The organism is Pseudomonas sp. 05N432, assembly GCF_056396945.1.
Genome location: NZ_JBFTMM010000020.1, coordinates 34,094 through 61,046, shown reverse-complemented (window position 1 = coordinate 61,046; position 26,953 = coordinate 34,094). Strand labels below are relative to the sequence as shown.

Sequence of the window (26,953 nt, the reverse complement as noted above, 5' to 3'; positions counted from 1 at the left end):
CACGTCTGTAGGACGTGTAGGAAGTTGCCTGTTGATAAGTCGGCCATGCCTGTTTGTGGTTTTCCTTACTTGTTTAATCTTGTTCCTGTGTAACTCTGCGGCCCTTAAGTTTGTTCGCTTATCCAGGCACTTTTCGCGCTTGGCAATGGTGCGGACTCCTGGTGAGAGGGCTAAGGATGAAAACACCAAAGCGACAGCGTCCGGATCCGGCAGGCAAACCGCTGAGCAAAAAGGAACTGGAGATTCTGTATTGGGCCAAGGCCGGGAAAACGGTGTGGGAAATCAGCGTGATTCGGGACATTTCCGAGGCGACGGTGAAGTATCACCTGAGCAACATCTACTCCAAGCTCGAAGTCACCAACCGTGCCCAAGCGGTCGGCGAGGCGGTTAATCGCGGCTTGTTGAGCTGAGCTCAAAACGCACTCAGGCCGTGCAGCGCAAGGCTTGCACGACCTGAAAGGTTTGAACGGTTGGTGCTTATCTCGAGTGATAGGTCGGCAAGGCGAAACGCTGCTGGCTTTGCAGCATTGAAATCTGCGGCAGTTCGCTGGCCTGTTCGGCCAAGTCACGGCGAATGGCACTGATTACCCAGGACAGTTGATCGCCGGCATGCAATTGAGCGTAGGAAATCGAGCGTTTGAACACTCGGCCATCGCTGCTATTGAGCGTCAGCAGAATACCGCCGTCTGGGCGTGCTTGCGTGGTGACGTCGAAGTTGGAGAACAGGGACGAAAATTTTTCCTGGATCAGGCTCATGTCGATCAGCTCCGTTTGCACTTGAATGGCAAGCATGGAGTGATAGGTGCACTGATTGTGCCAGTATGAGTTTTTAGAAAAGTCGTTATAAATCAATCATATATAAAATAGTGTGTTTTTCGGCATCGTGCATTCTGCATGAATGGCCATCGTGCATCCTGCATTTTGCGCGCTCGCCGCAGTAGCGACCCGGATACAAAACATTTCAAAAACCGCGTGTACAGCGGCACAAGTGCGGGCGTACTTTTTGGCTTGAATCAACGCTTCCACGTTCATTTTTATCTCTAGCCAGAGGTTATCTGCCGTCTCTCATCCAGGGATGAAGTTGCCTGAACACCTGCGACCAAATGTTCGCCCGACAATAACAAAACAGGCCTGACATCAAGGGCCGAACGGGAGCAACCATGAGTCTCGCGTCAAACGACATGATCACCTGGGGCATGATGCTCCGTAAGTTGCCGTCCATTGCCAAAGCCCTGCCACGGGTGGTCAAGGGGCTCAAAGTCGCCAATGTCAAACGGCCGGATCAACCCTGCGGCCTCGGTTGGAGCTTCGAGCAAGCGACACACCGTAATCCCAATGGCCTGGCGCTGCTGCAAGGTGAGGTCAGACTGAGTTATGCACAGGTCAATCAGTGGGCCAACCGCATTGCTCACTATCTGATTGCCCAGGGCATTGGCAAAGGTGATGTGGTCGCAATCTTCATCGAAAACCGTCCGGAACTGCTGGTCACGGTGCTGGCGGTGGCCAAGGTTGGCGCGATCAGCGCCATGCTCAATACCTCGCAAACCCGACAGGCGCTGGTGCACAGCGTGAATCTGGTTGCCCCGGCGGCAATCGTGGTGGGCGAGGAGTTGGTCGGGGTTTATTCGGCGATCCGCGAGCAGGTTGCAATCGATACCGCGAGAACCTGGTGGGTGGCCGATCAGGACACCTCCCATGATCCCGGTTCGGTGCCCACAGGCTTCATCAACCTGATGCGTGTCAGCACCGATTACCCGAGCGACGACCCGCTCAGCAGCCAGCAGGTATACCTCAACGACCCTTGCTTCTATATCTACACCTCCGGCACGACCGGACTGCCCAAGGCCGGAGTGTTCAAGCATGGCCGCTGGATGAAGACCTCCGCCAGTTTCGGGTTGATCGCTTTGGATATGACCCCCGACGATGTCATCTATTGCACCTTGCCGCTGTACCACGCCACGGGGTTATGCGTGTGCTGGGGCTCGGCAATTTGCGGGGCGTCGGGCTTTGCCATTCGGCGTAACTTCAGCGCCAGCCAGTTCTGGAACGATGCACGCAAATACCAGGCGACCACCATCGGCTACGTCGGCGAGTTATGCCGCTATCTGATCGATCAGCCGCCGAGCACCACCGACCGTGATAACGCGGTGCTGAAGATGATCGGCAACGGGCTGCGCCCCGGTGTCTGGAGCGAGTTCAAGCGGCGCTTCGGGGTCAGCCACATTTGCGAGTTGTACGCCGCCAGCGACGGCAATATCGGTTTTAGCAACATCCTCAACTTCGACAACACCATCGGCTTCTCGCTGATGTCCTGGGCGTTGGTCGAATACGCGCACGACAGCTGTGCGCCGATCCGCAACAGCAAGGGTTTCATGCAGAAAGTCGGCAAGGGCCGACAAGGCCTGTTGCTGGCAAAGATCGATGACAAGGCGCCGCTGGACGGCTACACCGACCCGCAGAAGACCGAAAAAGTCGTGCTCCACGATGTCTTCGAAAAGGGCGATCGCTACTTCAATACGGGTGACTTGCTGCGCAGCATCGGTTTTGGTCACGCCCAGTTCGTCGATCGCCTTGGCGATACCTACCGCTGGAAGGGCGAGAACGTGTCGACCACCGAGGTCGAGAACATACTTTTGAAACACTCCCACATCGCCGAGGCGGTGGCCTATGGCGTCGAGATCCACAACACCAACGGCCGCGCCGGCATGGCTGCGATTACCCCGGCTGAATCCCTGGCGACCCTGGACTTCAGCGAGTTGCTGAGCTTCGCTCGCCAACACCTGCCGGCCTATGCGGTGCCGTTGTTTTTGCGGGTGAAAGTGAAAATGGAGACCACCGGGACCTTCAAGTACCAGAAGACCCGTCTCAAGGATGAAGCCTTCGATCCGCGTAAAACCGGCGACGATCCGGTCTACGCCTGGCTACCGGGCTCGGACACTTATGTGCAGGTCACCGAACAGGTACTGGCGGATATCCACGCTGGCAAGTTCCGTTATTGATTCTGGCTATGGCCGCACGAGAGAAAAAAGGAGTGACAGGGGTAAGGGCGCTTAAGGAAACTAGCGGCTTTGCGATTGACCGAATGTGGAGTCCCGAATGACAGACAAATCCCGCCAGATGACCCCGGAAGAAGCCGCGGAGTTTGCCGAGCAGGTGTTCAACAAGGCACGTGATGGTGACGCGGCGATGCTCGCCGCACTGCTGAGCAAAGGCCTGCCGCCGAACCTGCGTAACCACAAGGGCGACACCTTGCTGATGTTGGCCGCCTATCACGGCCACGTCGATGCAGTGAAAGTGCTGCTTGAGCACAAGGCCGATCCAGAGATTCGCAACGAAAATGGCCAAAGCCCGATTGCCGGCGCGGCGTTCAAAGGCGATCTTGCGGTGGTGACCGCTCTGGTTGAAGGTGGCGCCGAGGTTGAAGGTTCGTCCTTTGACGGCCGCACCGCGTTGATGATGGCCGCGATGTTCAATCGCAGCGCAATCGTCGACTACCTGATCAGCAAAGGTGCTGATCCAAAGGCCAAGGACGCCAACGGCATCAACGCTCTGGACGCGGCCAGGACCATGGGCGCGGCAGACACCACGGCACAGCTGCAGAAGCTGCTCGGCTGATCCGTGGCGAGGAGCGCGCCGTATGACCTTGTAGCAGCTGCCGAGCCTGCGAGGCTGCGTTCGGCCGCGCAGCCTCGCAGGCTCGGCAGCTGCTACGGATGACGTACGAGCGTGAATGCGCTCCCTCGCTACAAGTCCGTGGCCCGACTCTTGGGCTCGGTATCCATTCGTGAATGCGCTATCCTTCGCGCCCTCAAAACTCCCTCGCTACAGGATCCGCCCATGAAAGCCGCACTCATCGAACTCATCAGCAAAATCAGCTCCGGCTGCATGAGCGAGGCGGAAATTGTGCAGATCGCCGATGAAGCCGCCCAGGCCTATGCCGATCCCGAGGCGTTTCTGGCGGCCAACCCGGACATCAACTACGACGACACTTTCCCGATCCCGTTGGGTGAATGGGTGGTAGTCGGCAGCCTGCCGGAAACCGTGCTGTTCCAGGCCGACACCTACATGGACCTGTTTGAGCAGATCGTTGCGTCTTTCGGCCCGGGCGTGGCGTTCAACATCAAGCCCAAGCAACTGGCCAAGACCGAAGCGTTGACGGCACTCAACCGCATCCAGATCCAGATGGGCAGCATGAACCCGGAAAACGGCGGCTACACGCTGATGAACTTCAGCCAACTGCTCGATGACGAGATTCAGACCGTACTGGTCTATGGCAACGACGTCCCACGGGTGCTGGAGTTGTGTGCGCACATCGGGATCGCCGCGGCGCCGTCCCTGGAAGCGTTGAAAGTGGCGATTCACGTTTAAGTCAAACGTAATAAAACGGAGCCCTCGTCAGGCCCGACTATCCTAAGGGGGAAATTCTTCTCCTGGGAGCGACACCATGGGTTCCACCTTCAATGGCCTGGTTGGCCTGATCATCCTCGCGCTGGATATCTGGGCGATCATCAACGTCAGTTAAACCGCGCCATCGTTCATCGCGAGCAGGCTCGCTCCCACAGGGTTCACTGTTTACTCGAATGATCTTTGGTTCGACGAAGGTTCGACCTGTCATGTTCGGCGACGTAGAATGCGCGCCTTTCCTTGGTCAATCGCCTGCCCAGCGTCTGCGATTGTCCATCATGGGCGGGTAACCGTCCGTTGCCACCAGCATTCACCGGGGGACTTCCCATGAGCACCACCAAAACCAGCGAGTACCTGGAAACCCTCTACGAAGGCTACGGCCAGCGTTTTCGCATGGAAAAACTGCTGCACGAAGTGCGCACCGAGCACCAGCACCTGGTGATTTTCGAGAACCCGCGCATGGGTCGGGTCATGGCGCTGGACGGCGTGATCCAGACCACCGAAGCCGACGAGTTCATCTACCACGAGATGCTCACCCACGTGCCGATCCTGGCTCACGGCTCCGCCAAGCGCGTATTGATCATCGGCGGTGGCGACGGCGGCATGCTGCGTGAAGTGGCCAAGCACCGCAGTGTCGAACACATCACCATGGTCGAAATCGACGGCACGGTAGTCGACATGTGCAAGGAATTTTTGCCGAATCACTCCAAAGGTGCGTTCGATGATCCACGCCTGAACCTGGTGATCGACGATGGCATGCGTTTCGTCGCCACCACCCAGGAAAAATTCGACGTGATCATCTCCGACTCCACCGACCCGATCGGTCCGGGTGAAGTGCTGTTCTCGGAGAACTTCTACCAGGCATGCCGCCGTTGCCTGAATGAAGGCGGCATTCTGGTGACCCAGAACGGCACGCCGTTCATGCAGATCGAAGAAGTGAAAACTACCGCGGGGCGCTTGCGCAGTCTGTTCCCGGACTGGCACTTCTATCAGGCTGCGGTGCCGACCTATATTGGCGGTGCCATGACGTTTGCCTGGGGCGCGACCAACACGGCTTACCGCAAGCTGTCGCGCGAAACCCTGAGTCAGCGTTTTGCTGGCAGCGGCATCATCACGCGCTACTACAACCCGGAAATCCATATTGGCGCATTCGCTCTTCCGCAGTACGTGCTGCAAGCGGTGAACAAGCCGGGTAATGATTAAACCGGGCTGACCGAAAAGGGCCGAGAGGCCCTTTTTGTGTTTCCAGATATACGTTGCACGAAATTTTCACAAACACTCCAAGACAATTCACCCACGCCGATTTAACGCTCAACCCTCTGTAACTCTTGTTCCAGAGCCCTGGAAGCCAGGCTTTGGGGGAGTGCTTGCCAGTAATGGATGGCAATGCTGTGAGTGATCGTGCAACATTTGCGCATCGCGCACGCTTCCGGCCACTTCCTGCAAGTAATCGCAAGGGAGGGCAGGGCGCCGCAACATCTTTGAAACTTCAACTTCCAATGAGTCCTATAAACGACATGGCTAACCCGGACGCCCTGAGTCAGCAGCGAGCTTCGAATCGCTTGCTGCAACCGACCGTCAAATCGCATCTGGCGTACACACTGCTCTGTGCCGTGGTGATGATGGCAATGCTCTCCCTGCTGCGCGTTGCGCTGCTGGTGTACAACCGGGAGATGATCCTCGACACACCTGCCTCGACCTTCCTAGAAGCGTTCGCCAACGGCTTGCGTTTCGACCTGCGCCTGGTGGTCTACCTCAGCATTCCACTATTGCTGTCCCTGTTCAGTGTCCGGGCGATGGCTGCCCGTGGTCTGTTCCGGTGCTGGCTGACCATTGCCTCGAGCATCGCGCTGTTCCTCGGCCTGATGGAAATGGACTTTTACCGTGAGTTCCACCAGCGCCTCAACGGCCTGGTCTTCCAGTATGTGAAGGAAGACCCGAAAACCGTCATGAGCATGCTCTGGTATGGCTTCCCGGTCGTCCGTTATCTGTTGGCCTGGGCTGTTGGCACCTGGTTGCTGAGCCTGGCGTTCAAGGGCGCCGACCGTGCAACCCGCCCACGCGGCCCGTTCAGCGGTGGCGCCATCAGCACCCGTCAGGTAGCCCCGTGGTATGCGCGCATCGCGGTATTCGTGGTTTGCCTGTTGATCTGCGTCGTGGCAGCCCGTGGCACGCTGCGTCAAGGTCCGCCGCTGCGTTGGGGTGACGTTTACACCACCGACTCGAACTTCGCCAACCAGTTGGGCCTGAACGGCACGTTGCAGTTGGTTGCTGCTGCGAAGAGCCGCATGTCCGAAGAGCGCGACAACATCTGGAAGCCGACGATGGAACAGTCCGTGGCCCAGAAAATTGTCCGCGATATGCTGGTGATGCCGGATGACAAGCTGGTTGATGCCGATATCGCTGCGGTACGCCGCGATTACACGCCACCGGCCGACAAGACGCTGCCGATCAAGAACGTCGTTGTGATCCTGATGGAAAGCATGGCCGGTCACTCGGTCGGTGCCTTGGGCGCGCCGGGCAACATCACGCCCAACCTCGATAAATTGTCGAAAGAAGGCCTGTTGTTCGACCGCTTCTTCTCCAACGGTACGCATACCCACCAGGGCATGTTCGCCACCATGGCCTGCTTCCCGAACCTGCCAGGTTTCGAATACCTGATGCAGACCCCGGAAGGCAGCCACAAGCTGTCCGGCCTGCCACAGTTGCTCAGCGCCCGTAAATACGACGATGTGTATGTCTACAACGGCGATTTTGCCTGGGACAACCAGTCGGGCTTTTTCAGCAACCAGGGCATGACCAATTTCATCGGGCGTAACGACTACGTGAACCCGGTGTTCTCCGACCCGACGTGGGGCGTGTCCGACCAGGATATGTTTGACCGTGGCCTGCAGGAACTCAAGGCGCGCGAAGGCAAGCCGTTCTACGCGCTGCTGCAAACCCTGTCCAACCACACTCCCTATGCCTTGCCGACGCCATTGCCGGTCGAAAAAGTGACTGATCGCGGCAGCCTGAACGAGCATTTGACGGCCATGCGTTACGCCGACTGGGCGTTGGGGCAGTTCTTCGAAAAGGCTCGTAAAGAGCCGTACTTCAAGGAAACCCTGTTTGTCATCGTGGGCGACCATGGTTTCGGCAACGAGCGTCAAATCACCGAAATGGACCTGGGCCGCTTCAACGTGCCGATGCTGATGATTGCACCGGGCATCCAGGAAAAGTTCGGTCAGCGTGACCATACCGTGGGGACTCAGATCGACATCGTGCCGACTATCATGGGTCGCCTCGGTGGCGAAGTGCGTCAACAGTGCTGGGGACGAGACTTGCTCAACCTGCCGCAAGGCGACACCGGTTTCGGCGTGATCAAGCCATCGGGTACTGAACAGACCACAGCCATCGTCACGGCTGACCAGATCCTGATTCTGCCGAAGGAAAAGGAAATGGATCCGAAGATGTACCAGTACCAGCTGGGTGCCAATCCGCATGCCGAAATCATCCCGAATGCACCGCGTACCGCTGAGCTGAAGCTCAAGCTGGAAGCGTTCCTGCAAACGGCGACCAAGAGCTTGCTGGATAACACCGCGGGTGTGACCAAAAGCATGCAGACCCAGTAAAAGGTCAATAAAAAAGAGGCCCGCCAGGGCCTCTTTTTTTGTCTGCTGAATCTGACAGCGGTCAAATCTTGCCAAGCAACAACAGAATCAATAAGACAATCACTACCACGCCGAGTACGCCGGACGGACCATAGCCCCAACTTCTGGAGTGCGGAAAAACCGGCAGACCACCGATCAGCAAAAGGATCAGAATAACGAGAAGAATGGTGCCCATATCGAATTCCTTATTGGAGTGTTATGGAAAGTCGCAGCCGTTCAATGACAGGCTCGACTGCAATAAATCCGAGCGGCTTAACAGTTCCGACTCTGAGAAGTGAAAGAAAATTCAACGTTTTTTTACTGCTTTTTGGTCGCGGGTTTATTTCGTTTTTTAGTGGGGCGGGTTTCAACTACATGGCTCAACCGCTGCGGTTTGCCTGGGGTATTCAGCAGTTTGATGGTCATGGGTGTAGGAAAATCCTTCGCTACACTGCGAGCATCTTCCCCGGAACAACAAGGCAACTCCCTATGCAAAATCGCATGATGATCACTGGTGCCGGGTCCGGCCTGGGTCGCGAAATCGCTCTGCGCTGGGCTCGAGAAGGTTGGCAGTTGGCCTTGTCCGATGTCAGCGAGCCAGGCTTGCAAGAAACCCTGAAACAGGTCCGCGAGGCGGGGGGGGACGGTTTCATTCAGCGTTGCGATGTGCGCGACTACAGCCAGCTGACCGCTTTCGCCCAAGCCTGTGAAGAGAGGCTGGGTGGCATCGATGTGATCGTCAATAACGCCGGCGTGGCCTCGGGCGGTTTCTTCAGTGAGCTGTCGCTGGAAGACTGGGATTGGCAGATTGCGATCAACCTGATGGGCGTGGTCAAAGGCTGCAAGGCGTTCCTGCCGCTGCTGGAAAAAAGCAAAGGCAAGATCATCAACATCGCTTCGATGGCTGCATTGATGCAAGGTCCGGCCATGAGCAACTACAACGTGGCCAAGGCCGGTGTCGTGGCGCTGTCCGAGAGCCTGCTGATTGAACTGGCACAGCAGGAAATCGCTGTGCATGTGGTCTGCCCGTCGTTCTTCCAGACCAACCTGCTGGACTCCTTCCGTGGCCCGACCCCGGCCATGAAGGCCCAGGTCGGCAAGTTGCTGGAAAGCTCGCCGATTACCGCCAGCGACATCGCTGACTATATCTACCAGCATGTTGCCGCAGGCGAGTTCATGATCCTGCCCCATGAGCAGGGCCGTATGGCCTGGGCACTCAAACAGAAGAATCCGCAGCTGCTCTACAACGAGATGACCGTGATGGCCGACAAGATGCGCGCCAAGGCCAGGCAAAGCGCCAGCTGAGCTTGCGAGTAGCGGGCTGCGTCGTTAGGGTTGCCGCTTCTGGCCGCCCTGACGAGATGTGTGCATGCTTAATTACCTGTGGTTTTTCCTCGCGGCGCTGTTCGAAATCGCCGGTTGTTTCGCTTTCTGGATGTGGTTGCGGCAGGGCAAAAGCGTCTGGTGGGTCGTGCCGGCGCTGCTCAGCCTGACGCTGTTCGCCATTGTGCTGACCAAAGTCGAATCGACCTACGCGGGCCGCGCTTATGCAGCCTACGGCGGCATTTACATCATTGCGTCCATCGGCTGGCTCGGCGTGGTCGAGCGGATTCGTCCGCTGGGTTCGGACTGGCTGGGCGTTGCGTTGTGCGTATTAGGCGCGAGTATCATACTGTTTGGCCCACGCTTCACTACACCTTGAGTCATTGGCGTTGCGGTGAAAGGGACGTCTGTAAGGGGAATCGTTTTACCGCGTAGGAGGGAACTGTTTTGCCGCTGTTGCATTGTAGACCCGGCGTCAGCCGGTCATCTTCAAGGCCCGGTAATCTCAAGGACTAGAGCCATGCTCGTACTCAGCCGCGTCGTGGGCGAATTGATCTCCATTGGCGACAACATCTCTGTGCGTATCCTCGCCGTGAACGGAAGCAACGTCCGGTTCGGTATCGAAGCCCCGCAAAACATCAATGTACATCGCGCCGAAGTCTACGAGCGCATTCAGGCCAAACGGGTACACGGCAAACGCGGCTGAAGGACTCGGTCCAATAGCTGCCCGGCCAAACGGGTGCTCAGTCAAACAGGTGCTTGGGCACGTCGTGCTTGAGCATCAGTTGGCATTGTTGGCTTTCAGGATCGAACACTATCAGCGCCTGACCTTTGCTCAACGCATGGCGCACCCGCAACACACGGGTTTCCAGCGGGGTTTCGTCGCCATTGTCGGTACCGTCACGGGTGACGAAGTCTTCGATCAGGCGGGTCAGGGTGTCGACTTCAAGTTGGTCGTGGGGAATCAGCATAGGCACCTCGGGTCATCAATTCGGCGATCCTACGGCGGATGAACCTTAACGGCCAGCAGGAGCTGCAACCCGCTGTCGATTCAGCTGCCGCGAATCAGCTTGCGCAAGGCAAACCGGTTGGGGTGGCAGGCCTCGGCGACGCTTCGCGGCAGGGGCAACGGTTCGTTGTCCAGCCACGCCGCCAGCAATTCGCCCGACAGCGGCGCGGTGATCAATCCGCGTGAACCGTGCCCGCTGTTGACGTACAACCCGTCGAGCCATGGGCAAACGATGTCTGGCACTTGTCGGGCATCCTTGCTCAGCGCGGCATAGGCTTGGGCGAACGCCTGGCTGTCAGCCAATGGGCCGACGATTGGCAGGTAGTCGGGGCTGGTGCAACGGAACGCGGCGCGACCTTGCAGTTGTTCCGGGTCCAACTGTCTGGCGTGCAGACGAGTGACCAGATCGCTGGAAACCTCCTCGAGCAGTTCCAGGTTGCCGAGGTGTTCGGCGGTAGTCGGGGTCAGGTCGTCGCTCTTGAAATCGAAGCTGGCGCCCAGGGTGTGTTCACCCAAGCGTGCGGGTGCGACGTAACCTTCAGCGCAAACCACCGTCGCCAGACACCGGCTCTCAGCGGTTTGCGCCAAGCGGGTGATTTGCCCGCGAATGCGTTTGAGCGGAAGCTCGGCACTGTGTGCGAAGCGTTTGATTTCCGCCGCGCCGGCCAGTACCACCACCGGCGCGCTGGCGAGCAGGGTCTCGCCGTCCCAGGCTTGCCACTGATCATCGACCTTGCGCAGTTCCAGCACATCGCGGTGCGTCAGCAGTTGGACATTGGGGGGCGATGCTTGCCACTGGCACAGGGCTGGCGGATGAACCCAACCACCTTCTGGATAGAACAGCCCGCCATGGGCCAGTTCGATTCCGGCCTGGGCCTGCGCGTGCGGCTGGTCCAGCAGGTGCAACAGATCGGCGGGGAAGGCCGCCGCCAGTTGCGCCTGACGCTCGGCTTCCTTGGCATTGAATGCCAGTTGCAGCACGCCGCAATCGTCCCAATCGACGCCGCGCTGCAAGTGTTCAAGCAAGCGCCGGGTGTGCCCGAAACCGCTGACGATCAATTGCGAAAGTGCGGTGCCGTGGGCCGAGAGTTTCAGGTACAGCACGCCTTGTGGGTTACCCGAGGCTTCTTGCGCCAGGTCGGCATGCCGTTCCAGCAGGCTGACCTGCCAACCGCGTGCGGCGAGGCTGGCGGCGCTGGCGCAACCGGCCAGTCCGGCGCCGATCACCAGCGCACGACGTTCGCCGCTCAGCTGATTCGGGCGAGCAAACCAGGGTTTGGCGGTTGCCGGGGCCGGAGTTTCCTGTGGCCAGCCGACGAACTCACCCCGCAGGATTTCCCATTTGTGACCGATGCCCGGCGTGCGGCGCATTTTGAAACCCGCCGCATTCAGTAGACGGCGCACCCAGCCGGTGCTGGTGAAGGTGCTGATGGTCGAACCGGGCGCCGACAGACGCGCCAGTTCGGCAAACAGTTCGGCGGTCCACATGTCGGGGTTTTTCGCTGGAGCGAAACCGTCGAGAAACCACGCGTCGATCTGCGCGTCCAGTTGTGGCAGTTGGTCTAGCACATCACCGATCAACAGCGTCAGGGTTACGCGGCCATTGTCCAGAACCAGCCGCTGAAAGCCCTGGTGGATGGCGACGTACTGCGCCAACAACTGATCGGCAAACGGTTTGAGGTCGGGCCAGAGTGTCAGGGCCCGTTGCATATCCGCCGGGCTCAGCGGGTACTTCTCGACGCTGATGAAATGCAGCCGTGCACCAGCCACAGCCTGTTGCTCGAACAACTGCCAGGCGCAGAGAAAATTCAGCCCGGTGCCGAAACCGGTCTCGCCAATCACCAACCGTTCGCCGGCTGGCAGTTCGGCAAAACGTTCGCTCAGGCGGTTTTGCTCGATGAACACATAACGGGTTTCATCAAGGCCCGACTGGTCGGAGAAATACACGTCGTCAAACACCCGCGAGCGCGGGCGACCTTGGTCGTCCCAGTCGAGCTGGGCATGCGGTACGGGGTTCGGCAGTGTTTCAGGGTTCATGGTCGGCTCAAGCGAGGCTAGGTGGCCATTCTAGCCGATCGCGACACAAGCGATTGATCCATGGCAAAGCGGATGGGATGGTCCAGACAAACACTCGGTCAATCCGCTAGTCTTGGACAATCTTGGAAGGGAGTCGCTCATGTTCGAATCTGCTGAAATCGGTCATGTGATTGATAAAGAAACCTACGATGCTGAAGTGCCGGCGTTGCGTGAGGCCTTGCTTGAAGCTCAGTTCGACCTCCAGCAGCAGGCACGATTTCCGGTCATCGTGTTGATCAACGGGATTGAAGGCGCAGGTAAGGGCGAGACGGTCAAGTTGCTCAATGAGTGGATGGACCCGCGATTGATCGAGGTGCGCACCTTCGATCAGCAAACCGATGAAGAGCTGGCGCGACCACCGGCCTGGCGCTATTGGCGGATGCTCCCGGCCAAAGGGCGGATGGGGGTGTTTTTCGGCAACTGGTACAGCCAGATGCTGCAAGGCCGTGTCCATGGTCTGTTCAAGGATGCGGTGCTCGATCAAGCGATCAACCAGACCGAGCGCCTGGAGAAAATGCTCTGCGATGAAGGCGCAGTGATCTTCAAATTCTGGTTTCACCTGTCCAAGCAACAAATGAAGGCGCGCCTCAAGTCCTTGCAGGACGACCCGTTGCACAGCTGGCGCATCAGCCCGCTGGACTGGCAGCAATCGAAAACCTACGACAAGTTCGTGCAGTATGGTGAGCGGGTGATTCGCCGCACCAGCCGCGACTATGCACCCTGGCATGTGATCGAAGGTGTGGATGCCCATTACCGCAGCCTGACCGTGGGCAAGATCCTGCTCGACGGTCTGCAAAATGCCCTCAAGCGGCCCAGGATCAACCCGGACAAAGTCAGCGCTGCGCCGCTGTCGGCCAGTGTCGATCACTTGAGTTTGCTCGGTAGTCTGGACATGAGCCAGCGGCTGGAGAAGGACGATTACGAGGAGCAACTGATTACCGAGCAGGCACGGTTGTCCGGCCTGATGCGTGACAAGCGCATGCGCCGCCACGCACTGATCGCGGTATTCGAGGGTAACGACGCAGCGGGCAAGGGGGGGGCGATTCGTCGCGTGGCCGCCGCACTCGACCCGCGTCAGTACAGCATCGTGCCGATTGCCGCGCCGACGGAGGACGAACGCGCCCAGCCGTATTTGTGGCGCTTCTGGCGACAGATCCCGGCACGGGGAAAATTCACTGTCTTCGACCGTTCCTGGTATGGCCGGGTGCTGGTGGAGCGCGTAGAGGGCTTTTGCAGCCAGGCCGACTGGCTTCGCGCCTATAGCGAAATCAACGACTTCGAAGAGCAGATCAGCGCCTCTGGGGTGATCGTCGTGAAGTTCTGGCTGGCCATCGACAAACAGACCCAACTGGAACGTTTCCAGGAGCGCGAAGCCATTCCCTTCAAACGCTTCAAGATCACCGAGGACGACTGGCGCAACCGCGAGAAGTGGGACGACTACCGGACGGCTGTCGGCGATATGGTCGACCGCACCAGCACCGAGGTTTCACCCTGGACCCTGGTGGAAGCCAACGATAAACGCTGGGCTCGGGTCAAAGTGCTGCGCACCCTCAACCGTGCGCTGGAAGACGCCTTCGAGAAATCCGACAAGCGCGAGAAGAAACTGAAGAAGGACAAGAAGTAGCCCAATGGGTTCGCATACGCGGGGTGAATGATTGTCGCGGTCGGCCGGGAGCCGGATTTATGCTCGATCCACTTCCTGAACGACAACAACAATGAGGTATGCCATGCGTGAAGTAGTGATCGTCGATAGCGTGCGAACCGGCCTGGCCAAATCCTTTCGCGGCAAGTTCAACCAGACGCGTCCGGACGACATGGCGGCCCATTGTGTCAACGCGCTGCTGAAACGCAATGACATCGACCCGGCCAGTGTCGAGGATTGCATCGTTGGCGCCGGCTCCAACGAAGGCGCCCAGGGTTTCAATATCGGTCGCAACGTGGCGGTGCTTTCGCATCTGGGCATCGGCACCGGTGGCATGACCCTCAACCGCTTCTGCTCCTCGGGGTCGCAGGCGATTGCGATCGCGGCCAATCAGATTGCTTCGGGTTGCAGCGAGATCATCGTAGCGGGTGGCGTCGAGTCGATCAGCCTGACGATGAAAAGCGTCAACACCGACAACCTGATCAACCCGTTGCTCAAGGAGCAGGTGCCGGGCATCTACTTCCCGATGGGCCAGACCGCAGAAATCGTCGCTCGTCGCTATAACGTCAGCCGCGAAGAACAGGACCGCTACGCGCTGCAAAGCCAGCTGCGTACCGCTCAGGCGCAGGCTGCCGGATTGTTCAGCGATGAAATCGTACCGATGGCGGTGAAGTACCGGGTCGAGGACAAAAACACCGGCCAGGTGCAAATCCTGGAAGGCATTGTCGATCGCGATGACTGCAACCGACCGGACACCACTTACGAAAGCCTGGCGGGATTGAAGCCGGTGTTTGCCGAAGACGGTTCGGTCACGGCCGGCAATTCCTCGCAACTGTCTGATGGTGCTTCGATGACCCTGGTGATGAGCCTGGAAAAAGCACTGCAGCTCGGTCTCAAGCCGAAGGCCTTCTTCCGTGGTTTCACCGTTGCCGGTTGCGCGCCGGACGAAATGGGCATCGGCCCGGTGTTCTCGGTGCCAAAGCTGCTCAAGGCCAAGGGCTTGCAGGTCGCGGATATCGACCTGTGGGAACTCAACGAAGCCTTTGCTTCGCAGTGCCTGTACAGCCGCAATCGCCTGGAAATCGATAACGAAAAATACAACGTCAACGGCGGCTCGATCTCCATCGGCCACCCGTTCGGCATGACCGGTTCGCGTCAGGTCGGCCATCTGGTGCGTGAGCTGCAACGGCGTAACCTGCGTTACGGCATCGTGACCATGTGCGTGGGCGGCGGGATGGGCGCTACGGGGCTGTTTGAAGCGGTGCGGTAAGTCCGAAGGACTGTTTCGGTGCGACCGATACAGTCTCATTTACGGCCTTTCGCCAACTGTTCCTGTGTGATGCCTCGCCGGCAGCCTAGAATGGCTTTTCTCGCCGTCAGCCTTTTGGGGTTTCCATGCACATTTCGTCCGGTCGCTGGGTTTATGGTCTGTTCCTCGCCTTGCTGACCGCGTTTTTGTGGGGAATCCTGCCGATCAAACTCAAGCAGGTGTTGCTGGTGATGGACCCGGTCACGGTGACCTGGTTTCGGCTGATCGTGTCCGGCAGCTTTCTGTTCCTTTATCTGGCGGCGACCAAGCGTCTGCCGAGCCGACAGGTGCTCGGGCCTAAAGGTGGCTGGCTGGTGCTGATGGCGGTACTCGGACTGGTGGGCAATTACGTGTTGTACCTGATGGGCCTGAACCTGTTGAGTCCGGGGACCGCGCAATCAGTCGTGCAGATGGGGCCGATCCTGTTGCTGATCGCCAGCCTGTTTGTGTTCAAGGAGCGTTTCAGCGTGGGGCAGGGGATTGGCCTGCTGGTGCTGTTGTTGGGGTTCGGGCTGTTTTTCAATCAGCGGCTGAGCGAGTTGTTGACATCGTTGAGTGATTACACCGCAGGCGTGTTGCTGGTACTGGCGGCGTCGACCGTCTGGACCTTCTATGCGCTGGGCCAGAAACAATTGCTGACGGCGTGGAATTCGTTGCAGGTGATGATGGTGATCTACCTGTTTTGCGCCTTGTTGCTGACGCCATGGGTGCATCCATTGGAAGCTTTGCAACTGAGCCCGCTGCAAGGCTGGTTGCTGCTCGCATGCTGCCTGAACACGCTGATCGCTTACGGCGCTTTTGCCGAAGCGCTGGCGCATTGGGAGGCGTCGAGGGTCAGTGCGACGCTTGCCATCACACCGTTGGTGACCTTCGGGGCCGTGGCGCTGGCCGCCTGGTTGTGGCCCGAGTATGTACAGGCCGAACAGATCAACAGTCTGGCGTATGGCGGTGCAGTGCTGGTGGTGCTGGGGTCGGCGCTGGTCGCGTTGGGGCCGTCGCTGATCGCCGGGCTCAAGGCCCGGCGGATACGGGCTGCGGTCACTCGATAACCGCATTATCGTTCATCGCGAGCAGGCTCGCTCCCACATTGGATTTGTGATGTATGCAAAACCACTGTGGGAGCGAGCCTGCTCGCGATGACTGACTGCCAGGCGCTAAATAACGTTCAGATTCACCCCTGCTTCCCAGCCTCCAGCATATTCTCCGGCCGCACCCAGGCATCAAACTGCTCATCCGTCAGATAACCCAGCTGCAACGCCGCCTCACGCAGGGTCAGCCCTTCGGCATAGGCTTTCTTGGCAATCTCGGCGGATTTGTCGTAGCCGATGTGCGGGTTCAGCGCCGTCACCAGCATCAAGCCGCGTTCCAGGTGAGCCGCCATCTGCTCGGCATCCGGTTCAAGGCCTGCAATGCAATGCTGCTGAAAATTACTGCAGCCATCGGCGAGCAAGCGGATCGATTGCAGCAGGTTGTGAATGATCACCGGCTTGAACACGTTCAGTTGCAGGTGACCCTGGCTGGCGGCGAAGCCAATCGCCACGTCGTTGCCCAGCACCTGGCAGGCGAGCATCGACAGCGCTTCGCACTGAGTCGGATTGACCTTGCCGGGCATGATCGAACTGCCGGGCTCGTTGGCGGGCAGCTTGACCTCGGCGAAACCTGCCCGTGGCCCGGAGCCCAGCAAGCGCAAGTCGTTGGCGATTTTCATCAGGGTCACGGCGAGGGTTTTCAGCGCGCCGGACAAAGTGGTCAACGGTTCGTGTCCGGCCAGTGCGGCAAACTTGTTCGGCGCGGTGATAAACGGTAGGCCGGAGAGGGCGGCCAGCTCTGAGGCAATCGCTTCGCCAAAGCCATGGGGCGAGTTGAGGCCGGTCCCCACCGCAGTACCGCCCTGAGCCAGCTCGCAGACGGCCGGCAAGGCGCTGCGGATCGCACGTTCGGCGTAATCGAGCTGGGCGATGAACGCCGAAAGCTCCTGGCCGAAGGTGATCGGCGTGGCATCCATCATGTGCGTGCGACCGGTCTTCACCAGTTTCATGTGCCGTGCGGCCTGCTCGGCCAGGCCGGCGGAGAGTTCAGCGATGGCCGGCAACAGATGCTGTTGCACGGCTTGCACCGTGGCGATATGCATGGCGGTGGGGAAGCTGTCGTTGGAGCTTTGCGAGCGATTGACGTGGTCGTTGGGGTGCACCGGAGCCTTGCCGCCACGGGGATTGCCGGCCAGTTCGTTGGCACGGCCGGCGATCACTTCGTTGACGTTCATGTTGCTTTGGGTGCCACTGCCGGTCTGCCAGACCACCAGCGGAAACTGGTCGTCATGCTGGCCGTCGAGCACTTCGTCGGCAGCCTGTTCGATCAGCCGGGCAATGTCGGCCGGCAGATCGCCGTTGCGACTATTGACCCGTGCCGCGGCTTTTTTGATCAGGGCCAAGGCGTGCAGTACGGCCAGCGGCATGCGTTCATTGCCGATGGCAAAGTTAATCAGCGAGCGCTGCGTCTGAGCGCCCCAGTAGGCTTCATCCGGGACTTCCACTGGGCCAAGGCTGTCGGTTTCTATACGGCTCATCGGTTACATTCCTGTAGGTCTGATAGCGAAGTTTAGGTCGTGAATGACGCTTGGGGTTCCATCAGTCGTTTTTTTAACCGTTCGGTCCTGAAAATCAGGCCTGGCAAGGGGGAGGGGTTGAGCGCATGAGTTTTTTAGGCGCAGAATGGCCCCCCTTGGGGTTTTACCTCGCCTGCTAGAAAAGGAAACTCGATGACTCGTCTTCGTGCCATCTGTACCGCGGTTGCTCTGGTCTGTGCCAGCGGCCAGGTTTTCGCCGATACCGCCAGCCACAACGCCAGTGCCGAAGCTTTCCTGACCCTGGCGCATGCTGACAAACTGGGCACACCGGTGTACATGCAAGTGCAGCAAATGTTCGCCCAGCGCTTTGAACAAACCAAAGCGCCGGAATCGAAAAAAGCCTTGCTGGAAACCTACCAGGCCAAGGCCAACGCCGCTCTGGACCAAGCCATTGGCTGGAACAAACTGAAGCCGGACATGGTCAAGCTCTACACCACCAACTTCAGCGAATCCGAGCTCAAGGACCTGGTTGCGTTCTACCAGTCGCCACTGGGCAAGAAAGTCCTGGAAAAAATGCCTCAGCTGACTCAGCAATCCGCCCAGATGACTCAAGCCAAGCTGGAAAGCGCGGTGCCTGTGGTCAACAAGTTGCTGGCTGACATGACTGCCGAGCTGACGCCGAAAGACGCCGCTGCTCCAGCCAAGAAAAAGCCTTGAGCGGAGCCCCGCAATGACCATGCAGCATCGTATTGAATCGGCACTGAACGCGTTGCAACCTGCACATCTGGAGGTGCTGGACGAAAGTCATATGCACAGCCGCGGGCTGCAAACCCACTTCAAGGCCGTGGTGGTCAGCGAGCAATTTGCCGGGCTCAACAGCGTCAAGCGTCACCAGAAGGTCTACGCCACATTGGGTGACCTGATGGGCGAGTTCCATGCGTTGGCGCTGCATACCTATACGCCTGAGGAATGGGCAAAGACCGGCGCGGCACCTGCCTCGCCGACCTGTGCTGGCGGTAGCAAGCACTGATTCTGATGGTTGTGAGGGGCTGTTGTGGCGAGGGAGCAAGCTCCCTCGCCACAGGTGAAACACCACAGTCCTAAAACCACAGTGTTTTTGTTAGAATCCGCAACGCGCCGCTTAGCCGGCGCGTTTTTTTTCGCATCCGGTTCACCCCTTACGCGGGTAGCCACCTGGAGAATCACCCATGACACAACAGATTGTCGTGGCGGCACTGTATAAGTTCGTCACCCTTGAAGATTACGTCGCCCTGCGCGAGCCACTGTTGCAGGCGATGGTCGACAACGGCATCAAAGGCACCTTGCTGATTGCCGAAGAAGGCATCAACGGCACGGTTTCCGGAAGCCGCGAAGGCATCGACGGGCTGATGGCCTGGCTCAAGAACGACCCGCGCATGGACGACATCGACCACAAAGAGTCGTACTGCGACGAGCAGCCGTTCTACCGCACCAAGGTCAAGCTCAAGAAAGAGATCGTCACCCTGGGTGTTGAAGGCGTTGACCCGAACAAGAAGGTCGGCACCTACGTTGATCCGCAGGACTGGAACGCGTTGATCAGCGACCCTGAAGTGCTGCTGATCGATACCCGCAACGACTACGAAGTGTCGATCGGCACCTTCGAAGGCGCGATCGATCCGAAGACCACCAGTTTTCGCGAATTCCCCGACTACATCAAAGCCAACTTCGACCCGGCCAAGCACAAGAAAGTCGCGATGTTCTGCACTGGCGGCATTCGCTGTGAAAAGGCTTCGAGCTACATGCTCGGCCAGGGCTTCGATGAAGTCTTCCACCTCAAGGGCGGAATCCTCAAGTACCTCGAAGAGGTGCCGCAGGAAGAAACCAAATGGCAGGGCGACTGCTTTGTGTTCGATAACCGTGTCACCGTTCGCCACGACCTGAGCGAAGGCGACTACGATCAATGTCATGCCTGTCGTACGCCAGTGAGTGTGGAAGACCGCGCATCCGAGCACTACGTCGCCGGCATCAGCTGCCCGCATTGCTGGGATAAGCTGAGTGAGAAGACCCGTCGCAGTGCGATTGACCGGCAGAAACAGATCGAACTGGCCAAGGCCCGTAATCAGCCGCACCCGATTGGTTACAACTACAAGCAATCCAACACCGAGGCCTGAACCATGTCCGCGCGCCTACTCTACGTAATGGATCCGATGTGTTCCTGGTGCTGGGGCTTCGCTCCGGTAGCCGAGGCGCTGGTCGAGCAGGCGCAGGCTGCGGGCGTTGACGTGCATTTGGTCGTTGGCGGTTTGCGCACCGGCAGTGGTGCGGCACTGGAACCCACCACGCGGCGCTACATTCTCGAACACTGGCAGGCAGTCGCCGAAGCCACCGGCCAGCCGTTCAAGTTCGAAGGCGCGCTGCCCGACGGTTTTGTCTACGACACTGAACCGGCCTGTCGCGCGCTGGTGACGGCGCGCAGTCTGGCACCGGATTGCGCCTGGAAACTGCTCAAGCTCATCCAGCAGGCTTTTTATGCCGAGGGTCGGGATGTCACCCGCGCCAGCGTGTTGGTGGAGTTGGCTGAACAAGCCGGCTTGCCCCGTATCGAGTTCGCGGCAGCGTTCGACCGTGCTGATCAGCATGCGGCGACGGCGGCAGACTTCACCTGGGTTCAGGATCTGGGCATCGCCGGTTTCCCGACCTTGCTCGCCGAGCGCAATGGTCAACTGGCACTGTTGACCAATGGTTATCAACCGCTCAGCGAACTGGCTCCGTTGCTCGGCCGTTGGCTGGAGCGCGCAGCCTGTGTATGAGCAAGCCGATGATGCACCACAACCCAAGCGGGTCGATCGGCTGAGTTGGGCGGAAATCCGTCGACTGGCACTTCAACATAAAAAATCCTTGTGGATCGCCAACGGCGTCGCCGTATTGGCGACCCTGTGCAGTGTGCCAATCCCTTTACTGCTGCCATTGCTGGTGGACGAAGTGTTGCTGGGGCATGGCGACGCCGCACTGAACGTCATGAACCACGTGCTGCCTTCCGGCTGGCAACGTGCTGCCGGTTACATCGGCTTGATGTTGCTGGTGACCTTGACCCTGCGTTGCGGCGCATTGATGTTCAACGTCTTGCAGGCGCGTCTGTTTGCGGGGCTGGCCAAGGACATCGTTTATCGTATTCGCGTGCGGCTGATCGAGCGGCTCAAGCGTATTTCTCTTGGCGAGTACGAAAGCCTGGGCAGTGGCACGGTGACCACGCACCTGGTCACCGACCTGGACACGCTCGATAAATTCGTCGGTGAAACCCTTAGCCGCTTTCTGGTGGCGATGCTCACACTGGTCGGCACGGCGGGGATTCTGGTGTGGATGCACTGGAAGCTGGCGCTGCTGATCCTGTTGTTCAACCCGCTGGTGATCTACGCCACCGTGCAGTTGGGCAAGCGGGTCAAACACCTGAAGAAACTCGAGAACGACAGCACCTCGCGGTTCACTCAGGCGTTGACCGAAACCCTCGATTCCATTCAGGAGGTGCGCGCCGGCAACCGTCAGGGCTTTTTCCTCGGGCGCCTCGGCCAGCGCGCGCGCGAGGTACGCGATTACGCGGTGACTTCGCAGTGGAAAACCGATGCCTCGAACCGTGCCAGCGGTTTGCTGTTCCAGTTCGGCATCGATATTTTCCGCGCCGCCGCCATGCTCACTGTGTTGTTCTCCGATCTGTCCATCGGCCAGATGCTCGCGGTGTTCAGTTACCTGTGGTTCATGATCGGTCCGGTGGAACAGCTGTTGAATCTGCAATACGCCTACTACGCCGCGGGCGGTGCGCTATCGCGGATCAACGAGCTGCTGGCAAGGGCCGATGAGCCGGAATACCCGGGCGGCGTCGACCCGTTCAGCGGTCGCGAAACCGTCGGCATCGAAGTCCAGGGATTGAGTTTCGGTTATGGCGACGAGTTGGTGTTGAACCAGATGAACCTGTCCATCGCTCCCGGTGAAAAAGTCGCGATTGTCGGCGCCAGCGGTGGCGGAAAAAGTACCTTGGTGCAGTTGCTGCTGGGCCTGTACACGCCACTCGCCGGGACGATCCGCTTTGGCGGTTCGACCCAGCAGGAAATCGGTCTGGAAACGGTTCGCGAAAATGTCGCCGTGGTTCTGCAACACCCGGCGCTGTTCAACGACACCATCCGCGCCAACCTGACCATGGGCCGCGAGCGCAGCGACGAAGCCTGCTGGCAAGCACTGGAAATCGCGCAGTTGCAGCAGACCGTTCGGGAGCTACCCAACGGCCTGGACAGCATCGTCGGTCGCTCGGGTGTGCGCTTGTCCGGCGGCCAGCGCCAACGCCTGGCGATTGCACGAATGGTGCTGGCCGAACCGAAAGTGGTAATTCTCGACGAGGCCACCTCCGCGCTGGATGCCGCCACCGAATACAACCTGCACCAGGCACTGGCGCGGTTTCTGAGCCACCGCACCACGCTGATCATTGCGCACCGCTTGTCTGCGGTGAAGCAGGCCGACCGGGTGCTGGTGTTCGATGGCGGGCAAATTGCCGAGGATGGCGACCATCAGCAACTGATTGCTGATGGTGGTTTGTACGCCAAGCTGTATGGGCATTTGCAGCAGCACTAATAAAGTCGCGAAGTCATTTCCAGGTCACTTGCAGTGCATCAGGGTTACCGTCATATCCAAATTGCTTCATGACGACGGCGCATGAGTCGCAAGGCGCCATAGTGGTGGCTATCGTGATGGAATCAAGATCTTTAGGGTCAGGGTATTTGGTTCGTATGACGCTGATGAGCTTGCTTTCGGTGTCCAGCGAGGTGGGGCGAGATGTGAGCGCAGGCGTGTATGTCTCAATATTGTCGATGGTGTGGGGGATCGCCTGTAGCTTGCCTTGGGGAGTTACGCTAAGTGCCGTCTCCGGGAAGCGCGTTCCGTTATCTATATTGAAGTAACTCGTACTGCCGACTTTTACCTCATCCGTATTTCTGTTTTTGGCAAACAACGGCAAAAAGCCGGTGTCACGCTTGCTACCGGATACGCTGACATACACTTCACGCACCCCTGCCTTGGTCTTGATTTCGACGAACGCGATGTTCCTGGGGTTGTGCAAAGGCCGACCGGTTTTTTTGCTGATAAGTTCTTGTAGTTGCCGCATTGTGTCATCGATTTTTAATGCCTTGGGTCCGCCCTGAACCGACGACTCCAGGGTTATGACGGTTTTCTGAAACAGTGTGTTGAAAACCTCCGCAGTCGTATCCCGCACGCTGTCCGGCGTAGCCTTGGACAAGGACCAGGTCGCGGCGCCATCGGTGGAGTTCCTGATGATCATTCTTGTGGAGTGATCGAACAGGGCCGCTTCTGCTGGACTGGTATCGACCTTGAGCCATTTGAGCGTATCGGGCGGACTGGCATGGCTACCGATCGAAATGGCAATTTCATCCATGGCTCTCAATGCGCGCTCCACCGCTTCCTGGCCATGGATTCTTACCATGTTGTTGGAGTTCAGTGAGCCGGTGTAAACCACCATTAACTCTTTCCTCAGTTCGTCAGGAAGGGTGTCGGCTTTTCTGAAGGTCAGGAGGTCTTTAACGCTTTGGCCCTTTGCGCGCGAGGTAACGTAAAAGTCTCCCGCGCTCAACCGCGTGAACACGTAATGTTTTGAGCCGTCGATTGACTCTACGATAGTTGCGCCCACGCGAAATTTATCGACGAGTTTTTGCCCGGATACGGGAACGCTGACCATGACCCGCCCATACATCCCTTTCTGAAACTCCAGTACGGCCTTGAGGGATGAATTGGCAGCTATTGAGGACACTTGCATCGGTGCCCTGCCTGTTGCGGGGATGTAAATGGCGTCTCCGAACCAGGGGGCCCAGCCTTTGGTCTCATCGAAAGTAGCGATAGCAGGGGTCGGAGCCGGGTCGCGAGTGACGTAGCTTGTTTGACACAGCTCGGGACCAGGGGCGCGACGTACCCGGCAAGGCAAGGATCTGAACATCGCCTGATCATCAATCAAGTCGGCACGGCGCAGTTGGTTGCCGTCCAGACGATAGGGAATGTCATCAACGAACAGTGTGGTTCGACCATCGACCTCAAGTACTTCACGGACATGGGCGTCTTTCGGGAGTTCTACCAGGGCGTGGGATTGGGTAGGAGAGAACGTTTTGAAGGTTGACCGGCCCTGTATGAGGTTGTTGCTGTGATTGTGCAGGCGGGGGCCATAGGGCAAGGACGTTACCGGGTCGACGGGGTGGAATCGGGTCAGGTCCGATGGGCTGGTATTGCGCACGAGTACATCATCGACGCCATTGACCGTTGCCAGTCGATCACTGTTTGCCAGCGGCTTCCAGCGCCCCGGATCGGTTGTCTGGGGCAGGTTGTGCACCAGTCGGTAGCTGTCGGCGTGTCCTGTCAGTTTCTTGAACCCGCTGACACCGATGCGTCCCGCCGTATGCAGTCCTTTCCACGCACCGCTTCCCAGTGTCTTGAGTAGTGTCGGGACCCCATCCAGCGGATTGAGGTTGCTCAGCGAAGCAGTCAGGAGTTTTCGGGTCAAGGTTGAAAAGGAAGGCAGACTTGCTTTGACGGTCATTTGCGAGGCTTTGGCGCCCGCCCTGATCAGACGCACCGAACCTGACATGAATTTCCCGACAGGGGTGAGGAATGAAGCCAGGTCCAGCACGAGTCCGGCTGCGCCTATGAGTATCCGCTCAATTTTGCCCGACAAAATGTCCTCGATACTGCCCCAGAAGGGCACAAGCCCTTTGGCTATTTCCAGGGTCGTACTGATCCTTTGTTCGCTTCTGGTCCTGATGGTGTCGAATGCCGTCACGCCGCGAGCCTGGGTACGCAACAGTTGTTCGTCGACGAACAGGAAATTCGTTGCAATATAGTGGGCCACTGCATTCAAACGGGAGGATGCCAGCGCTGTTACTTCGCTATCGCTAACGGCTGCGATTGGCGAAGCTGTGGGCACGTCGCCTACCACGCCGAGGATCGCCACGCAGTACGCTTTGTCAGCAGGCTGTGTGCCATTTAAGTGAGCGGCCCAATCGAGAAGCAGCGTAGTGCTGATTTCAGCAGTATAGGTTTGTCCGGGGATCGAGGCGTGCAATGGAAACGTGGTGCGAACCCCGTTGACTGTTGAAACTCTCAGGTGGGGTCGACGACGAATGACGCCAGCACTCGGGATCAGTTCGTAATAGGTAATTTCATGATTGTGGGTCACCTGTAGAACGAAACCTTTTCTTGGCCGGATGTCTCCCCTTACCTTGATGAGTTTTTCGTCCAGGTGCAGGCTCAGCAAGCGGATGTCACCCTGTTCAAGGGCCTGGCGGTCGGCCAGTGGCAGTGAGGTCAGCAGGCTGGTGATCAGGGGCTGATAGGCCGTCCTGATTTTCGAGAGGTAGTTTGTGAAGTCTGTTTCAAACTGCGTGTTGATATCAGGCAACGTCTTGCCTCCGTATCTGGTAATCACACGCCTTTCGATCCCCTCATGATCCTTGCGAAAGAGTTCCTCATGACGCAGGGTTCGCTTGTCGTCGATCTTGATCCAGTGACTGGTTCGTGTTTTCCCGTCGGACCGGGTAACAAACCATTTTCTATTGTCATCGAATTGGCCGTCGGCATAGACATCCAGGAATGCATAGCCTGGCAGCTTCAACGAGGGCGTGTCTTTGGGGCCGCCGCTCGGTGGATCATCGCGCAGCAACTTGAGCCCGTCCGATTCGAACATTGCCTCGCCAAACAGATCATCCTTTACCCGTTTGGCCATCTTCAGTCTTTCAGGAAGCGGCAAATCCAGTGTCATAATGGCGTTGTTCAGGCTCTCGCTGTGGCTTTCCAGTGCCGCCATCGCCCGCTTCATATCGTCTTCGTCGTAATCGGATGTTGTTCGCGATTGAACGATGCCGCAGCAGACCGCCCATTCCAGTGCTGGCACCATCCTCAGTCGAGTAATCTGCTCAAGTTGTTCGGGCGAGGCGTCGACGCTCCGGGCCAGGGGCAAGTCGACGAGTTGTTGAAAGGACAGCGCTTGCAATCGATCAAGGCCGAGTTCATCTGCCAGCAGCACGCCGTGCATGAAGTTCACCCACACCACCGAACTTTTGTAAGGAAGATCGGACGGGATATCGCGCACAGCGAAGTCCTTTGAAAGACGGGTCTCGAACACCCGCGCGAGCAAGGCCGCCTCTTTTGCATCAGTGACCCGTTTGGTGCTCAGCAAGTGCTGTTCAAAATCGCTGCGCAGGGTCTGGTAGCTTTTGCCCCAGTGAGCTCGATCATTCCAACGGAATCCGGCGAGTTCCTTCTCATCGGCTGACGGAGCGTGCAAGTAAAGGCATATGGCTTTGCAAACCAGTTGATGGCGTACGGACGCCGAAGTCTGTTCGCCAGGGCGTGCGCCATACCACTTGAGTGCCTTTAGCAGCCTGTCGCCCAGGTCTTGCGCTTCGACCGTGTTCAACATTCGCTGGAGGAATACAGATGGCGTCGCACGCAGTTGATCCATGGAGGCAGAAGCCAGTACAGAGGCGCCGAGATGACTGATTAAGGAATGCTTGCCGTTCAGGAAAGCCTTCACGATGTCGATGATTTGAACATTGATGCGTTTTGCCGTGTAAGTGACGATGGTCATGTGTTGCGCGAGGTTGGGGACCGCGCGTTGAATAGCCTTGAACCTTCTTCGATCCTGGGCAGTGGGGCGCAGGCCCAAGTCTTCGATATCCGGGCCGTCGTTGAATCCCAGAGCCTGTCTGGCGCGAAACTCTTCGTCCGCCGGTGACGGGGGGCATTGTTCAGGTGAAGGTAAAGACGTCTCTGTCATGTTGCACTCCTTTGAAAGGGGTCCCGCAATGGATAGGGGGAGCCCGAAGTGCCCAGTAAACAGATCTCGAAACCGGTATCGGCGGTATATACATATATGGGGCGTACGTGGGCGGCATTGAGGCCGATCCTCTGCTTGCCGGAACCGGGAACGCACCCTAGTCTAGCTGTAGCGATCTGGCCCGGACGACAACCA

24 protein-coding genes are annotated in these 26,953 nt (G+C 58.4%); 17 read left to right on the top strand and 7 right to left on the bottom strand.

The features are described 5' to 3' along the window. Nucleotides 1-176 precede the first annotated feature (176 nt). Nucleotides 177-410 carry a helix-turn-helix transcriptional regulator gene (locus AC1DHT_RS23335; protein WP_427541493.1) on the top strand — a complete coding sequence of 78 codons (234 nt, stop codon included), beginning with the start codon at nucleotides 177-179 and terminating at the stop codon, nucleotides 408-410. 67 nt (nucleotides 411-477) lie between these two features. Here the strand turns inward: AC1DHT_RS23335 and AC1DHT_RS23330 are convergent, their stop codons facing one another. Together AC1DHT_RS23330 and AC1DHT_RS23325 are read right to left on the bottom strand one after the other, a co-directional pair. Beyond that, nucleotides 478-756: a DUF3509 domain-containing protein gene (locus AC1DHT_RS23330; RefSeq protein ID WP_024264778.1), complete on the bottom strand. Its 279-nt coding sequence runs from the start codon at nucleotides 754-756 to the stop codon at nucleotides 478-480. Between the two features lie 96 nt (nucleotides 757-852). Next, on the bottom strand, nucleotides 853-1,032 hold the full coding sequence (locus AC1DHT_RS23325; protein WP_427541490.1) for a hypothetical protein: 180 nt from the start codon (nucleotides 1,030-1,032) through the stop codon (nucleotides 853-855). A gap of 128 nt (nucleotides 1,033-1,160) precedes the next feature. Here AC1DHT_RS23325 and AC1DHT_RS23320 point away from each other — a divergent pair, with 128 nt between their 5' ends. From AC1DHT_RS23320 to AC1DHT_RS23300, 5 genes are all read left to right on the top strand, one after another. Then, nucleotides 1,161-2,999 (top strand): long-chain-acyl-CoA synthetase, encoded by a 1,839-nt coding sequence (locus tag AC1DHT_RS23320; RefSeq protein WP_427541487.1) that lies wholly within the window; start codon nucleotides 1,161-1,163, stop codon nucleotides 2,997-2,999. A gap of 97 nt (nucleotides 3,000-3,096) precedes the next feature. After that, a complete protein-coding gene (locus tag AC1DHT_RS23315) occupies nucleotides 3,097-3,615 on the top strand; it encodes an ankyrin repeat domain-containing protein (RefSeq protein ID WP_054593488.1) in 519 nt (172 codons plus the stop codon). A gap of 222 nt (nucleotides 3,616-3,837) precedes the next feature. Further along, nucleotides 3,838-4,368, top strand: coding sequence for a hypothetical protein (locus tag AC1DHT_RS23310; RefSeq protein ID WP_427541484.1), 531 nt, complete (start codon nucleotides 3,838-3,840; stop codon nucleotides 4,366-4,368). A gap of 363 nt (nucleotides 4,369-4,731) precedes the next feature. Further along, nucleotides 4,732-5,607: a polyamine aminopropyltransferase gene (speE, locus tag AC1DHT_RS23305; RefSeq protein WP_427541481.1), complete on the top strand. Its 876-nt coding sequence runs from the start codon at nucleotides 4,732-4,734 to the stop codon at nucleotides 5,605-5,607. 314 nt (nucleotides 5,608-5,921) lie between these two features. Beyond that, the gene (locus AC1DHT_RS23300; protein ID WP_427541478.1) at nucleotides 5,922-8,015 is read left to right on the top strand and encodes an LTA synthase family protein; all 2,094 of its coding nucleotides are present in this window, start codon (nucleotides 5,922-5,924) and stop codon (nucleotides 8,013-8,015) included. A gap of 61 nt (nucleotides 8,016-8,076) precedes the next feature. Here AC1DHT_RS23300 and AC1DHT_RS23295 read toward each other — a convergent pair whose 3' ends face one another. Continuing rightward, nucleotides 8,077-8,229, bottom strand: coding sequence for a DUF3309 family protein (locus AC1DHT_RS23295; RefSeq protein WP_427541475.1), 153 nt, complete (start codon nucleotides 8,227-8,229; stop codon nucleotides 8,077-8,079). 293 nt (nucleotides 8,230-8,522) lie between these two features. Between AC1DHT_RS23295 and AC1DHT_RS23290 the strand changes: the two genes are divergently transcribed. From AC1DHT_RS23290 to csrA, 3 genes are all read left to right on the top strand, one after another. Beyond that, complete coding sequence (locus AC1DHT_RS23290) at nucleotides 8,523-9,338, top strand: SDR family oxidoreductase (protein WP_427541472.1); 816 nt, start codon at nucleotides 8,523-8,525, stop codon at nucleotides 9,336-9,338. A gap of 64 nt (nucleotides 9,339-9,402) precedes the next feature. Then, nucleotides 9,403-9,735 carry a YnfA family protein gene (locus tag AC1DHT_RS23285; RefSeq protein ID WP_103315817.1) on the top strand — a complete coding sequence of 111 codons (333 nt, stop codon included), beginning with the start codon at nucleotides 9,403-9,405 and terminating at the stop codon, nucleotides 9,733-9,735. Between the two features lie 141 nt (nucleotides 9,736-9,876). Continuing rightward, the gene (csrA, locus tag AC1DHT_RS23280; RefSeq protein ID WP_427532193.1) at nucleotides 9,877-10,062 is read left to right on the top strand and encodes a carbon storage regulator CsrA; all 186 of its coding nucleotides are present in this window, start codon (nucleotides 9,877-9,879) and stop codon (nucleotides 10,060-10,062) included. A 37-nt stretch (nucleotides 10,063-10,099) separates the two neighbouring features. On the opposite strand, the gene AC1DHT_RS23275 is transcribed toward csrA, so the two are convergent. Both AC1DHT_RS23275 and mnmC read right to left on the bottom strand, forming a co-directional pair. Then, nucleotides 10,100-10,327, bottom strand: coding sequence for a YheU family protein (locus tag AC1DHT_RS23275; RefSeq protein ID WP_019693006.1), 228 nt, complete (start codon nucleotides 10,325-10,327; stop codon nucleotides 10,100-10,102). An 80-nt stretch (nucleotides 10,328-10,407) separates the two neighbouring features. Continuing rightward, on the bottom strand, nucleotides 10,408-12,402 hold the full coding sequence (gene mnmC, locus AC1DHT_RS23270; RefSeq protein WP_427541468.1) for a bifunctional tRNA (5-methylaminomethyl-2-thiouridine)(34)-methyltransferase MnmC2/FAD-dependent 5-carboxymethylaminomethyl-2-thiouridine(34) oxidoreductase MnmC1: 1,995 nt from the start codon (nucleotides 12,400-12,402) through the stop codon (nucleotides 10,408-10,410). Nucleotides 12,403-12,541: 139 nt separating this feature from the next. Between mnmC and pap the strand changes: the two genes are divergently transcribed. From pap to AC1DHT_RS23255, 3 genes are all read left to right on the top strand, one after another. Beyond that, a complete protein-coding gene (pap, locus tag AC1DHT_RS23265; RefSeq protein WP_427541465.1) occupies nucleotides 12,542-14,065 on the top strand; it encodes a polyphosphate:AMP phosphotransferase in 1,524 nt (507 codons plus the stop codon). Between the two features lie 103 nt (nucleotides 14,066-14,168). Beyond that, the gene (locus AC1DHT_RS23260; RefSeq protein WP_427541462.1) at nucleotides 14,169-15,353 is read left to right on the top strand and encodes a thiolase family protein; all 1,185 of its coding nucleotides are present in this window, start codon (nucleotides 14,169-14,171) and stop codon (nucleotides 15,351-15,353) included. 125 nt (nucleotides 15,354-15,478) lie between these two features. After that, nucleotides 15,479-16,441, top strand: coding sequence for a DMT family transporter (locus AC1DHT_RS23255; protein WP_477761487.1), 963 nt, complete (start codon nucleotides 15,479-15,481; stop codon nucleotides 16,439-16,441). A 122-nt stretch (nucleotides 16,442-16,563) separates the two neighbouring features. On the opposite strand, the gene AC1DHT_RS23250 is transcribed toward AC1DHT_RS23255, so the two are convergent. Beyond that, the gene (locus tag AC1DHT_RS23250; RefSeq protein WP_427541456.1) at nucleotides 16,564-17,958 is read right to left on the bottom strand and encodes a class II fumarate hydratase; all 1,395 of its coding nucleotides are present in this window, start codon (nucleotides 17,956-17,958) and stop codon (nucleotides 16,564-16,566) included. A gap of 192 nt (nucleotides 17,959-18,150) precedes the next feature. Here AC1DHT_RS23250 and AC1DHT_RS23245 point away from each other — a divergent pair, with 192 nt between their 5' ends. From AC1DHT_RS23245 to AC1DHT_RS23225, 5 genes are all read left to right on the top strand, one after another. Continuing rightward, the gene (locus AC1DHT_RS23245; protein ID WP_054593477.1) at nucleotides 18,151-18,675 is read left to right on the top strand and encodes a DUF2059 domain-containing protein; all 525 of its coding nucleotides are present in this window, start codon (nucleotides 18,151-18,153) and stop codon (nucleotides 18,673-18,675) included. Nucleotides 18,676-18,688: 13 nt separating this feature from the next. Then, the gene (locus AC1DHT_RS23240; protein ID WP_427541453.1) at nucleotides 18,689-18,988 is read left to right on the top strand and encodes a BolA family protein; all 300 of its coding nucleotides are present in this window, start codon (nucleotides 18,689-18,691) and stop codon (nucleotides 18,986-18,988) included. 178 nt (nucleotides 18,989-19,166) lie between these two features. Then, nucleotides 19,167-20,108 carry an oxygen-dependent tRNA uridine(34) hydroxylase TrhO gene (gene trhO, locus AC1DHT_RS23235; RefSeq protein ID WP_427541450.1) on the top strand — a complete coding sequence of 314 codons (942 nt, stop codon included), beginning with the start codon at nucleotides 19,167-19,169 and terminating at the stop codon, nucleotides 20,106-20,108. Nucleotides 20,109-20,144: 36 nt separating this feature from the next. Continuing rightward, nucleotides 20,145-20,747 (top strand): DsbA family protein, encoded by a 603-nt coding sequence (locus AC1DHT_RS23230; protein ID WP_185019908.1) that lies wholly within the window; start codon nucleotides 20,145-20,147, stop codon nucleotides 20,745-20,747. Further along, nucleotides 20,740-22,557, top strand: coding sequence for an ABC transporter ATP-binding protein (locus AC1DHT_RS23225; protein WP_427541447.1), 1,818 nt, complete (start codon nucleotides 20,740-20,742; stop codon nucleotides 22,555-22,557). The genes AC1DHT_RS23230 and AC1DHT_RS23225 overlap by 8 nt, the downstream gene beginning before the upstream one ends. A gap of 13 nt (nucleotides 22,558-22,570) precedes the next feature. Here AC1DHT_RS23225 and AC1DHT_RS23220 read toward each other — a convergent pair whose 3' ends face one another. Then, nucleotides 22,571-26,758 (bottom strand): hypothetical protein, encoded by a 4,188-nt coding sequence (locus tag AC1DHT_RS23220; protein WP_477761486.1) that lies wholly within the window; start codon nucleotides 26,756-26,758, stop codon nucleotides 22,571-22,573. Between the last annotated feature and the right edge of the window lie 195 nt (nucleotides 26,759-26,953).

Bases quoted from the DNA above. Each gene is read 5' to 3' on its own strand.
- AC1DHT_RS23335 (WP_427541493.1), top strand. From the start codon at position 177: ATGAAAACACCAAAGCGACAGCGTCCGGATCCGGCAGGCAAACCGCTG.
- AC1DHT_RS23330 (WP_024264778.1), bottom strand. From the start codon at position 756: ATGAGCCTGATCCAGGAAAAATTTTCGTCCCTGTTCTCCAACTTCGAC.
- AC1DHT_RS23325 (WP_427541490.1), bottom strand. From the start codon at position 1,032: ATGAACGTGGAAGCGTTGATTCAAGCCAAAAAGTACGCCCGCACTTGT.
- AC1DHT_RS23320 (WP_427541487.1), top strand. From the start codon at position 1,161: ATGAGTCTCGCGTCAAACGACATGATCACCTGGGGCATGATGCTCCGT.
- AC1DHT_RS23315 (WP_054593488.1), top strand. From the start codon at position 3,097: ATGACAGACAAATCCCGCCAGATGACCCCGGAAGAAGCCGCGGAGTTT.
- AC1DHT_RS23310 (WP_427541484.1), top strand. From the start codon at position 3,838: ATGAAAGCCGCACTCATCGAACTCATCAGCAAAATCAGCTCCGGCTGC.
- speE (WP_427541481.1), top strand. From the start codon at position 4,732: ATGAGCACCACCAAAACCAGCGAGTACCTGGAAACCCTCTACGAAGGC.
- AC1DHT_RS23300 (WP_427541478.1), top strand. From the start codon at position 5,922: ATGGCTAACCCGGACGCCCTGAGTCAGCAGCGAGCTTCGAATCGCTTG.
- AC1DHT_RS23295 (WP_427541475.1), bottom strand. From the start codon at position 8,229: ATGGGCACCATTCTTCTCGTTATTCTGATCCTTTTGCTGATCGGTGGT.
- AC1DHT_RS23290 (WP_427541472.1), top strand. From the start codon at position 8,523: ATGCAAAATCGCATGATGATCACTGGTGCCGGGTCCGGCCTGGGTCGC.
- AC1DHT_RS23285 (WP_103315817.1), top strand. From the start codon at position 9,403: ATGCTTAATTACCTGTGGTTTTTCCTCGCGGCGCTGTTCGAAATCGCC.
- csrA (WP_427532193.1), top strand. From the start codon at position 9,877: ATGCTCGTACTCAGCCGCGTCGTGGGCGAATTGATCTCCATTGGCGAC.
- AC1DHT_RS23275 (WP_019693006.1), bottom strand. From the start codon at position 10,327: ATGCTGATTCCCCACGACCAACTTGAAGTCGACACCCTGACCCGCCTG.
- mnmC (WP_427541468.1), bottom strand. From the start codon at position 12,402: ATGAACCCTGAAACACTGCCGAACCCCGTACCGCATGCCCAGCTCGAC.
- pap (WP_427541465.1), top strand. From the start codon at position 12,542: ATGTTCGAATCTGCTGAAATCGGTCATGTGATTGATAAAGAAACCTAC.
- AC1DHT_RS23260 (WP_427541462.1), top strand. From the start codon at position 14,169: ATGCGTGAAGTAGTGATCGTCGATAGCGTGCGAACCGGCCTGGCCAAA.
- AC1DHT_RS23255 (WP_477761487.1), top strand. From the start codon at position 15,479: ATGCACATTTCGTCCGGTCGCTGGGTTTATGGTCTGTTCCTCGCCTTG.
- AC1DHT_RS23250 (WP_427541456.1), bottom strand. From the start codon at position 17,958: ATGAGCCGTATAGAAACCGACAGCCTTGGCCCAGTGGAAGTCCCGGAT.
- AC1DHT_RS23245 (WP_054593477.1), top strand. From the start codon at position 18,151: ATGACTCGTCTTCGTGCCATCTGTACCGCGGTTGCTCTGGTCTGTGCC.
- AC1DHT_RS23240 (WP_427541453.1), top strand. From the start codon at position 18,689: ATGACCATGCAGCATCGTATTGAATCGGCACTGAACGCGTTGCAACCT.
- trhO (WP_427541450.1), top strand. From the start codon at position 19,167: ATGACACAACAGATTGTCGTGGCGGCACTGTATAAGTTCGTCACCCTT.
- AC1DHT_RS23230 (WP_185019908.1), top strand. From the start codon at position 20,145: ATGTGTTCCTGGTGCTGGGGCTTCGCTCCGGTAGCCGAGGCGCTGGTC.
- AC1DHT_RS23220 (WP_477761486.1), bottom strand. From the start codon at position 26,758: ATGACAGAGACGTCTTTACCTTCACCTGAACAATGCCCCCCGTCACCG.